Annotated in this window: 8 protein-coding genes; all 8 read right to left on the reverse strand. The window is 50.8% G+C overall.

Translation table 11 applies throughout. The features are described from left to right. Positions 1 to 282: 282 nt before the first annotated feature. A complete protein-coding gene (locus tag B6S09_RS17890; RefSeq protein ID WP_244900111.1) occupies positions 283 to 1,452 on the reverse strand; it encodes a hypothetical protein in 1,170 nt (389 codons plus the stop codon). Positions 1,453 to 1,459: 7 nt separating this feature from the next. Beyond that, positions 1,460 to 2,101 (reverse strand): hypothetical protein, encoded by a 642-nt coding sequence (locus tag B6S09_RS18705; protein WP_244900112.1) that lies wholly within the window; start codon positions 2,099 to 2,101, stop codon positions 1,460 to 1,462. Between the two features lie 356 nt (positions 2,102 to 2,457). Beyond that, positions 2,458 to 3,414, reverse strand: a complete 957-nt coding sequence (locus B6S09_RS17900; protein WP_244900113.1) for a hypothetical protein — start codon at positions 3,412 to 3,414, stop codon at positions 2,458 to 2,460. Positions 3,415 to 3,457: 43 nt separating this feature from the next. Beyond that, entirely contained in the window at positions 3,458 to 4,378 is a 921-nt protein-coding gene (locus tag B6S09_RS17905) for a DUF6708 domain-containing protein (RefSeq protein WP_094279844.1), read from the reverse strand. Positions 4,379 to 4,534: 156 nt separating this feature from the next. After that, the gene (locus tag B6S09_RS17910) at positions 4,535 to 5,713 is read right to left on the reverse strand and encodes a hypothetical protein (RefSeq protein WP_094279845.1); all 1,179 of its coding nucleotides are present in this window, start codon (positions 5,711 to 5,713) and stop codon (positions 4,535 to 4,537) included. Beyond that, a complete protein-coding gene (locus B6S09_RS17915; protein ID WP_094279846.1) occupies positions 5,706 to 9,281 on the reverse strand; it encodes a T6SS effector BTH_I2691 family protein in 3,576 nt (1,191 codons plus the stop codon). Before B6S09_RS17915 ends, B6S09_RS17910 begins: the two co-directional genes overlap by 8 nt. Then, on the reverse strand, positions 9,271 to 10,182 hold the full coding sequence (locus B6S09_RS17920; protein WP_094279847.1) for a DUF4123 domain-containing protein: 912 nt from the start codon (positions 10,180 to 10,182) through the stop codon (positions 9,271 to 9,273). Before B6S09_RS17920 ends, B6S09_RS17915 begins: the two co-directional genes overlap by 11 nt. Then, a partial coding sequence (locus tag B6S09_RS17925) for a type VI secretion system Vgr family protein (protein WP_141201998.1) occupies positions 10,179 to 11,353 on the reverse strand: 1,175 nt, incomplete at its 5' end. The genes B6S09_RS17925 and B6S09_RS17920, both read right to left, overlap by 4 nt.

Genomic DNA, 11,353 nt, shown 5'->3' on the forward strand with positions numbered 1-11,353 from the left:
CCATTCATAGTGATAAGCTGCTGTTCAAAAGACAGCATATGATCACAGTGAGATCTGATCGTCAAAGCGATCCTCGAAAATCGACATTTTTCTTCAGAAAACGCGCGTTCCGGTGTAAAAAGTGGCTACTAATGTTTTCATTTTTACCCCGCTGAAAGCCTTGCCACGCAAGGGTTTTTCATGATCTTGCCCTGGACACCGGGCTCCAATGGCGTGATAAACAGGTTTTGAATGCTGCCGGAGGTCTGCACATGATATTGCGCAGGCCTGCTGTTGATGGCGTCAGCCGGCTTTGGCTTTTTTGCCTTTTTTACCTTTACGCTTGGGCACCATCAGTTCATCGGTGCCCCGGGCTTTGGTAAACAGGCTGAACACGGAATGTTGAGGGTACAGCTCCCGCAATATGGTCAGCCGTTCGCGCTGGCGTCGCAGCTCAGCGCTGGGCTGGGCCCATTGCGCTGCCGGCAGCGGTTGCGACCAGGCGGCCATTGCCGGCGGTATTTCCCGGGTTTGTATCCGCTTGACCCGGGCTATTTCCCATTCGGTAAGGTGAAACGGCAGCGTCCACAGGGTGAAAAGGTGATAGGCATACCAGCCCGCGACATACCACTTGCCCACCTCGCCTTCCCGGTAGCGGCGGCGCATGCGGGCACGGGCGTTATAAAAGGTATGCAGCCCTTCGTGGGGTGGATCGTCCGGACCCTGCAAGTCCAGTGGGTCCTGTATTTCCTTCAGGCTGTGCACCTCGTAGTCCATGTAGGCACGAATGGCCTCCCAGTTGGCAATGGCCAGGGGCAGACCGCCACACTCAAACTCCAGTGAGTAATCTTCGCCACTGTCGGCATGATGAAAACCCACCCCCATGGCATATTGGCGCTGGGTGCCGTATTGGGTGACCCCTTGCGCTTCAATCACCCAGGCCGACAGCGACTCCCAGGGCACAAACACAGGGTCCGTCTCTCCTTCGGGTACAAAACAGGCTTCACGGCGCTGGCGGTTAAAACGGGCGGCTATTACATGCTTATACTTTCTGCGGTTAATGTACAAAACTAAAATGGCTAATAACCAAACTGTTATTGTTACAATCGAGCCGATAACAAACGTAACTTCAAATATACGCCAAAATATATCCTTTAATTCCACGATGCTGGCTCCCATCATCATAGTCATAAAGGAGATAACCAACGGGGTAGAAAACATCGTTAACAAAACACCGCCGACAATTCCCCCACCAATATTAAGTTGCCAACTAAACACCTGAGGCAGTCCAACCCCAAACGTCAGATAGGTGTCGTTTATTTCACCCACGGCATGAGCATAGTCCTGGCCGGGTTCACCGGTTGACAACGGCATGGGGGCCAGGTAATTGACCCGGCCTCCGGCAAAGGTGGTTCTATCGCCGGCCTGGTGGGGCTGGTCAAGACAGTGTGGAGATTGATGATTGTTGCTCATTACTTCCTTATGCCGCCGACTGTCTGGCCAGCTCGGCTTCACGCACTTGAATGGCCTGCTCCAGCTCGGGAGAGCGCCTGGCCCATTGCTCCTTGGGCAGGGATTTTGACCATTGTTGTACTTTCTCACCCTTTAAATCCGGTGGCGGGTTCAGGTGTTTACGATAGATGTAATCCACCAGCAAGGTATTACACAATATCAGGCCAAAAATGCCATCCCATAAAAACGCCTTGAACCAGCCGCGTTTGGCTATCGATTTCTTAACACCCTTAATGTAAGCCTCGAGAATACCTTCCTTTTGAACAGTAAAATCCTCTGTATCAACCTTAACGTGCTCCGGTCCTTCTTCCATATAGGTGCGTATCACCTCCCACATACTGGCCCCGACTTCCGGTACCACATTTGGAAACCAGAGGTGACGTTCGGCGTCTTCATTGGTACTAAAGCCATTGCCGCCCAGTTTAACTTCACCGTTAAAATCGGGGTTGGGAAAACCAATCATCAGGCTGCCGTTTCTATTCACTCCCGCCTGGCTGACCATATTAAAGCCTTCCACCGAGGCCTTGACCGTTTCCCAGGGAACATACCAGTAGTCGCCTCCCTTTTCTTTGGGTACACAGACTTCACGACGCTGGCGGTTAAAACGCATTGGCTCTCGAGGTCTGACATAAATTGATATAACAATAACTGCTATATTAGGAAGGATAAAACATAGTATTGAAAGTATTCCGAACCAGCTATACCAGAACTCTACACCGTCGATATAGACCATCCACGATAAAAAAGTATGGCTATAATCAGCAAACAGTGAACCGTTCCTACGGTACTACCTGGGGTACAGTCACTCACATCCATATAAGTATCATTAATACGCCAGACCATACCCATGGTGTGGTTGGGCTTTCTACCGGTAGGTACTGGCAAGGGAGCCAAAAAATGTTCGGAAGCTAATCCCAACATGCTTTTTTTGTCGCCCGCTTTAGGTGGTGTTCTCATGGCAATGCCTTACGCCGCCGACTGTCTGGCCAGCTCGGCTTCTCGCGCTTGAATGGCCTGCTCCAGCTCGGGAGAGCGCCTGGCCCATTGCTCCTTGGGCAGGGATTTTGACCATTGTTGTACTTTCTCACCCTTTAAATCTGGAGGCGGGTTCAGGTGTTTACGATAGATGTAATCCACCAGCAAGGTATTACACAATATCAGGCCAAAAATGCCATCCCATAAAAATGCCTTGAACCAGCCGCGTTTGGCTACCGATTTCTTAACACCCTTAATGTAAGCCTCGAGAATACCTTCCTTTTGAACAGTAAAATCCTCTGTATCAACTTTAACGTGCCCCGGTCCTTCTTCCATATATGTGCGTATCACCTCCCACATACTGGTGCCTACTTCCGGTACCACATTTGGAAACCAGAGGTGACGTTCGGCGTCTTCATTCGCACTGAACCCATCACTGTCGAGTTTAACTTCACCGTTAAAGTCGGGGTTGGGAAAACCAATCATCAGGCTGCCGTTTTTATTCACCCCCGCCTGACTGACCATATTAAAGCCTTCCACCGAAGCCTTGACCGTCTCCCAGGGAACATACCAGTAGTCGCCTCCCTTTTCCTTGGGCACACAGACTTCACGACGCTGGCGATTAAAACGCACCGGCTCGCGCGGCTTGGCAAAAACAAGAAAAACAATGGCAAGTATTGGCACAATGACAAATCCAAATATGCCCATCCAGCCCAGCCAATGACCGAAAAAAAAGCCAGCACCAAGTTCATTACCAATCCACAACATAACTAAAATGGTTAACACCAATGTACAATGCATCGTTCCAACTGCTGAGCCCGGTGTACAGTCACTGACATCCATATAGGTATCATTAATACGCCACACCATGCCCATGGTGTGATTGGGCTTTCTACCGGTAGGCACCGGCAAGGGAGCCAGAAAATTCTCGTTTGCCAGGCCCAACATGCTTTTTTTATCGCCTGCTTTGGGTGGTGTTCTCATGATCCCATCACGCCCGCTTTGCCTGCTGCAGTTCGGTCAGACTGGTAGTGGGGCCATTGGGCTTAAGACGCTCCTGTACTTCCTTCGGCCAGGTGCGTACTGAGCGCTTCAGAGCCATGGCATATACCCACTCTTTTAAAAACTCCATGGGCGACCAGATGAGGTAGACGTAATAAGCCAGCCTGGAGGTAGCATCATCCGGTCTGATATTGGCGCGTTTTGCTTTCAGCCGCTGACGCGTGGTCTCGTGATAAGCCTCAAGCTGCTGACGGTTATAGCTATCTGACTCGCTAGGGTTTCCATGCTCATCAAACCAGGGGCCGTTATTCATGTAGGATCTCAGGTACTCCCACAGGGAGGATTGCATTTCGATGGTGCGGCCCAGCGGCATGGAAAGGTTGGCCCAGATCCACTTGTCGGGATTATCATAGCCTTGCAGTAGTATTTCCAAATAGCCAAACTCGGTCTTACCACTATATTGGTTCACCATATAATCTTCATAAGCAATGGCTCGCGCTTTGTCCCACTGAATATGATACAGCTCGTCTTTAAAACAGGCATACACTTCCTGGGTGCGACGATTAAATATTACTGGGTAAGGCATGGGAGAAAACATCTCCCAGCATAAAGGGAGAACCACAAAAAAAAATAATAAGCCAGCTTCGAAGAAGGTAAATGATGAGAATAACGTGAGAAATGTACATACAGGAATAATGCCCATGCAACCACACATGGTTAACACTCCACGAGTGATTTCTTCGCCAGTTTGCATTCGGAGATAAACTTCATTCTGGGTGTCCACATCCAGGTACGGGATTGGTTCATCACAGGCTTGCTTGTCCGGAAAAAACGTTTTAATACGCTTGTTCGTTGACAAGGCCTGATCCAGCGCCGCCAGCTTTTCATCAATGCAATTATCAAGATTCATCACAACTCCTGTTTTGCAGCCGACGGCGATAGCATCTTGCCATTTTCACCACGCTACCGCCCTTGGGGTGACGCCGGGTTCCAATGGCGTGATAAACAGGTTTTGATACTGCCAGAGGCCTGCACATGATAATGCGCAGGCCTGTTGTTAATGGCGTCAGCCGGCTTTGGCTTTTTTGCCTTTTTTACCTTTGCGCTTGGGCACCATCAGTTCATCGGTGCCCCGGGCTTTGGTAAACAGGCTGAACACGGAATGTTGAGGGTACAGCTCCCGCAATATGGTCAGCCGCTCGCGCTGGCGTTGCAGCTCTGCGCTGGGTTGGGCCCATTGTTCTGCTGGCAGCGGTTGCGACCAGGCTTTCATCTCGTCGGGTATATCATGCTTCTGTATCCGTTTGACCCGGGCTGTTTCCCATTCGGTAAGGTGAAACGGCAGCGTCCACAGGGTGAAAAGGTGATAGGCATACCAGCCCGCGACATACCACTTGCCCACCTCGCCTTCCCGGTAGCGGCGGCGCATGCGGGCACGGGCGTTATAAAAGGTATGCAGCCCTTCGTGGGGCGGATCGTCCGGGCCCTGCAAGTCCAGTGGGTCCTGTATTTCCTTCAGGCTGTGCACCTCGTAATCCATGTAGGCACGAATGGCCTCCCAGTTGGCAATGGCCAGAGGCAAGCCACCACAAACAAACTCCTGAGTGTAGTTTTCGCCACTGTCGGCATGGTGAAAACCCACCCCCATGGCATATTGGCGCTGAACCCCGTATTGGGTGACCCCCTGCGCTTCAACCACCCAGGCCGACAGTGACTCCCAGGGCACAAACAAGGGTTCTTTTTGACCTTCAAGAACGAAACATACTTCACGACGCTGGCGGTTAAAGCGGGTGGGGATCACCCGTTCATATTTACGGTGGTGGCTGTAAATGGAGGAAGCAATAATAATCAGCATCAGAGACATAATGGGAACACCCAATCTTGCTCCTTCCTTAAATACTGCCAGGGCTGCTTCACCAAAACCAGACACTCCCCCGCCCACCATCATAATGACGGTTCCGGCAATTAAAGGAGATATTAGAAGTAACATCACCCATCCACCGATATAGGTGCTCACTGGCAATTGCCACCCAAAAACAGTCGGCATACCCGCACCAAAACTAAGATAGATATCATTAACTTCCCCCACGGCATGGGCATAGTCCTGAGCGGGCTGACCAGTAGGTAATGGCATGGGGGCCAGATAACTTACCTGACCTCCGGCAAAGGTGGTGCTATCGCCGGCCTGGTGAGGCTGGTCAAGACCATACTGAAGCTGGTCTTTATCTTTGTGTTGTTTAGACATTAAACTGTTCCGAGATAAGTTCAGGAATTAACGGGATCTGAATGGCCTTAGTCCCTTTGGGCTGCTGTGCAGAAGGGCTGTGCTTTCCTTCATTATTTAAGTCAAAGCGAATTCTGAATTGCTCGAAGTTATATTCTCCTTTTTCATTCAGCTTTTCTATTTTCAGTTCAACTAATAACTCATGCCTGGTTACTCCTCCGACGGCACCTTTTAACAATGGTAACGGAAGCCGAATTTTAAGAGGATTAGATAAAACCAACTGAACACCATTAGTAATTTGCTCAGAAACAGGAGACCACTGTACTTCTTTGCTGCCTTTGCCATAGTTAACCGAACGAATCACATAGGCACCAAGGTTAAGGCGAGCTAACGCACGCCCCCCTATAGGTGATTCCAATTCGGCAAGGTTTAGACCAGGCAGCTCAAGATCAAGCTCTATACCTGCAGAGGGAAGTAATATATCTTTCCACCAACTATCGTGACTCAAGTGAGTAACATTAATTTTAGGTTTACTGATTATACTAAATAATTTTTGCTGGTACTCTGGCAGCGAATGATTCTGCCGTTTTTCATCATCCTTGCTCCAGGGAGTACTTAACAGCCAGTCATCATGAGGCGTGGTGTTATGGTGGTTGTACCAAGCAGTTCCGGCGAGTTCCAATAGAGTAAAAAGAGCGCCCGCGATATTAAAACGAAAGAAAACCGCGGATAAACGCGGACCGGCTGCCGCCCATGCGGCAGTTGCAGCTTGTTTGGTTAAAGCACTCCTTGCTGCTCTACCCGCAGACATTGTGTGCCAAGAAGCATAAGCGGTATTACCCATCATACCAACAGAGCCTGCCATGGCGACTAAAGCTCCCTGCTGAGCCCCGGCGTTACCCCGGCGCGCTGCATCTGCCCAATTGCCAAAGTGATTAATACTACTTATGACCGATGCTATAAATCCAGAAGCATAATTAAAACTACCGAGTACATAGTGCAATCGGCCCATCTGCACATGAGCGGCACTAAGCGCATGCTGCTGCAAGCTGTTACTGAGTAATGCTGTTCTGGCCTTAAAGGCATTATCAATAACTCCCTGAGCAACAGAAAAGCCTGCAGTGGCAGAAGAAAAAATAGGCCCCACTAATAGGGTATACTCTTTTTTTCCTGTCGGTTGATTCCAAACTTTTTTACCAATTACCAGTAAGTTAATCGCTTGCGCAACAGCCACCGCCAGTCCAAGGCCATCCCCCAGTTTGCTGACTTTCCCGACATTGGCATAACCATTGCGGGCATTCTGCAACATACCACCAATTTCCTGTTTGGCTTCCGGTGGCAATATCAGCGTAATACCCGCCTTGCCCATTGCCGCGCCGGATACACGTATGCTGTCTTCCGGTAATGCGCCAATGGGGCTGAGGCTGGCGGCCAGTCTGGGCTCCAGCATATCAAGCTCAGTTTTAAGCTGTTTAATCCGGGCAAGTAATTCACGAGACTTTTCAGATTTATGCCCTGATTGGCTGTTGCTTATGGCGCGCTGTTTCACCGCGTCAGCAAGCGAGGCTCGTGTCTTGGTAATTGCTTGAATATCTTGCTGCAACAGCCGTATTTCGGCTTCGCTGGCCACCGAGAAGCTAAAGCCTTCTTCCATGCCCGCTTGCAATAAGCGGGCAGGTAAGGCTTTGGGCAGTGTTCGGAATAACTGATCAAGATCCGGCATTTTTGGCTGGTCAATACTCTTGAAAAAATCATCCATCAGGCGGCTGATGCCATGGCTTAATGCCGGGTCAAGTGTGCTCTGCGCGCTTTTAGCCAGGGCTTGTGTGGTTTCCGGCAACTCATCTATCGCCGGCAGCTTGCCTTCTTCAATACTTTTCAACTTTTGCATTAACTGCCCGAAGTTACTCGCTAATGTATAGCCTGCAGCATTAAATTGTGCATATTGTGCTTTAAGCTCTTGCTGAACATTCAGAGGCAGGGTATGAAAAAGTGGACGATCATATTCGGGATTTTTTTCCAGCCAGTTTAATATATTTTCGATAGCCTCATCGCTTCGGCAAATATCTTTTAAACAGGCATATTGAGTAGCAAACGCCAGACCAAGCTGCTCTGTCTGCTGCAAATCATAATACCAGGCAGCACGGTGAAAACGCGATTCCGTAAGCATGTTCTCTCGATCAGCCGTAACTTTATCAAGTAATACATTCCACCGCTCCACGTGCCGGCGCTGTGTGGCAAGAAACTGATCCATGGCAGGCCGGTCAATCAGGTCGTCAATACCCCGCTGGCCAAGGCTTGCACCATTCAATATATCTTTAACTTTACGGTTATGCTCTTTTTTCAGTCGTATAACAGTATCAATATGTTCACTGACAAAATCACTACTGGCATTGGCAGCAGACAACTTTTGAGAGAGATAATAATGATCTATCGCTTCCTGTACTTCAGTTTTAATTTTCCTTACACCATCTGCTGAGCGTACACCGGCCAGCTTACGATTAATGGCATCAATCTTTTTCCTCACCACTCTGGGAAGGGTGGGATCTCTTTCGCTAATGCCGCTGCCATTATTAAGGTAATCAATAATGACTTTTCGTGTATCACTTTGAGCCTGTTCAGGCAGCTTGCCAAGATCATCAAGCATTGCTTGTACTTGTTCATCATCAAGGTGAGTCAGTTCATCGGCTGTTATCTGAGTCAGTGACTCTATATAACAGCCGAGCATATAGTCACGCTCGTTATTACCAGGCTGCTCTCCTCCTTCGGCCCAGTCAGAAATCCAGCCAACGACTTTATCCTGAAATTGGGCCAGGTCTCGCATAACACCGATGTCATCCTGAAGCACCAGGCAGAAACAGTCGTTTTGATAGTCTTTCAAAACGGCTTTGGTCAATGTTCCAAAACCAATTTGCTTATAAGGTGTGGAGGTCGGTACTGGCTGCCCTTTATCCGGTTGCTCCCAAATATAAGGCTGACTCTCTTCAGGGTTAGCTCCTTCCGGCGTAGCCGGCTGTGCATTCTCTGCCACTTCGGCCAGCCATTTTTCTGCCTGCGCCAATGTTATAAGGTGCTTCCCGCCGGTGGCGGCATTGGCTGCGGCCAAGTTAACCTTTTGCATGAAGTAGTCGCGCTCTTTACTGCTTTCCAGCACCTGGGAGCACTTTCTTGCCGTCCATTGAATTTCGGAATAAGCGACGTACAGCAGGCTGCAGCGAGGGAAAATTAAATGCGGCTCACCCACCGTGCTGGTCCGTGAATTCTGGCCGACTTCCTTGTCTTGCCACAGCAGCTTTTCGATATTGCCATTGGTCAGTTGGTATTCGTGCAGAATATTTTTTGTTGCATCTATGATGTAAAGATAGCCATCTCTGACTCTGCGCAGCCCCAGTGGCCGGGATTGCAGAGAAAAAGGCATGGTAATTTCCTCGGAAGGGTCCAGCTCTTCCACCACGCCATATCGCAACGGCAAAAGTTGCAGTTTGGCTTTCATCAAGGGGCAGGTGCCGGTACTGGAGCGTGCATCTTCTGCGCTTTTGGCATTCGCTGCCGAAATTGGGTTATCCCGTTCATCGTTATTATTGGACATGATTCTCTCTCTGGAGCTGGCTGGAGGCTTGCTGAGCATATTGAGCTGCAATAGAAAGCCGCTGGGATGCAACAGTCCCGGAGTCTGCATACAAAAGCTGATGAATATTGGAATATTCAGCTTGATCAATGCTGTCTGTGTTCAAATAACCAAGAATATTGGCAAACATGGTGATATCCCGCTCAGACTGAAACCCTTGCTCGTAAGCCAGCTCAGCGATTGAAAGCACCCGCTTCCAGCAAGATGTTTGCCCATCCTCAGGCCGGTTGCACCACTCGGGGAAATAACGCTGCATATGTATCATCAAGCCGATGCAGACTCTTCTGAAGTCCGCTTCAGACAGCAGCGCCATGTCTTCTTCCGTGAGGCGAAGCAGGGTGTCATCGTCATTAAAGAACGGGGCTTCATTCACAAAGCGGCTTAGCTCACCGGCATAGCTGTCTATAGTGATGATCTCACTGATGGGCCCCATCAGCGCCGGGCGACGCAGTTCATTCTGTAACATGGCCGCCATAACCGACGGAGCAGCCAGCTTCAGATATACCTCTTCTCCGGATGGGTGTATCACTTTCATCAAACGGCGCAAATGCGTCGTCACCTCATGCCATGGGGCTGAAAAACAAAGCATATAGCCCCACTCGCCGCTTATTCCCTGCTCGCAGAAACGAGCGAACAGGTCATCATCGGTACTTACTGCCACTAAACAGGGAGATATGTCGCAAAGCTCATCAAGCTCGCTATTCAGATACAACAACTCAAATTCAGGCGCGCTTTGTTGTTCATAAATGAGCGTTAACAGGTTTTGCCTGGTCGCTCCATCCAATAACAGCGCAGTATGTAAGTGGCTGTCTTGTTCAAAGCCGGGTTTTTGATCTCCGGCAAACGCAGATATCTCTATCACAGCTGCTCCTTAGCCAGATCACAGATCGGGCATAGTGAACGGCCTTGTAATAACGCCTGCTTTTGTCTGATTGGATCGGGCCGCATGTTTACCAAAGGGGCAGGGCGTTTGTTAGCCACAGGAATTTTGGCTTCAGGCACCTTGCCCGCCGCCACTTCCTCTACATTCAGCGGCATCTCTGCCAGCACGGCTGCGGCACCGCTGCCCTGGCCCGGGCTGCCGCCGGTGTTCATGTTAATGGCCGGGCCCAGCAGGGTAATGCCGGACGGATCCAGTTTGACCATGCTGCCGCCGGCGTTCAGGGTCAGCTCGGTGCCGGCATCTATCACCATTTTCTGCCCCGCCGCCAGGTGTATTTCCCGGCCGGCTTTCAGCAGCTCCTGGCTGCCCAGCTCGGTGTGGCGGCTGCCGCCCACCTGCTCGTGGCGGTCACCGTCGGTGCGGCTGTGGTGAGTGCCGTTCACCGTGTGGTGGTGGTCGCCCCGGGTGCGGCCATAGTGAGTGCCGTGGGTGTCGGTGTGCCGGTCGTTGAGCACCTCGGTCTTTTTGTTGTGGTCAATCAGCTGGTCGTAGTCCTTGGCCGCGTGCAGGTAAATCTGCTCCTGGCCGGCCTTGTCCTCAAAGCGCAGTTCATTGGCGTTATCACTGCCGGGGCTGGAGGCGGTCTTAAAGGTGGAGCGGGTTTTGTGCTCGGGCAGCGCATAGGGCACCCGGTTGGCCCCGTTATACAAACAGCCGGTAATAATCGGCCGGTCCGGGTCACCGTCGATAAAGCTCACCAGTACTTCCATGCCCACTCTGGGCAGCATGAACTGGCCATAGCCGTTGCCGGCCCAGCCCTGGCTGACTCTGAGCCAGGTGCTGGTGTTTTCATCGCCCCGGCCTTCGCGGTCCCAGTAAAACTGCACTTTTACCCGGCCGTATTCATCACAGTAAATCTCTTCCCCTTCCGGGCCGGTGACAATGGCGCTTTGCTGGCCCGGCACCTGCGGCTTGGGCGGGCACGGGGGCCGATACACACTGGCTTCGGGCAGCGCGGTAAACTCACAGTGAAACTCACTCTGGCTGTCGGTCAGCTCGCCCAGCACCTGGGGTTGTTTGCCGTGGTAGCTGAGCTCGGTCATCAGCCACAGCTGGTTGTGCTCATCGTTAGGGTGCTCTTCAAGGGGCT

Source organism: Oceanimonas baumannii, assembly GCF_002245495.1.
Lineage (GTDB): Bacteria > Pseudomonadota > Gammaproteobacteria > Enterobacterales > Aeromonadaceae > Oceanimonas > Oceanimonas baumannii.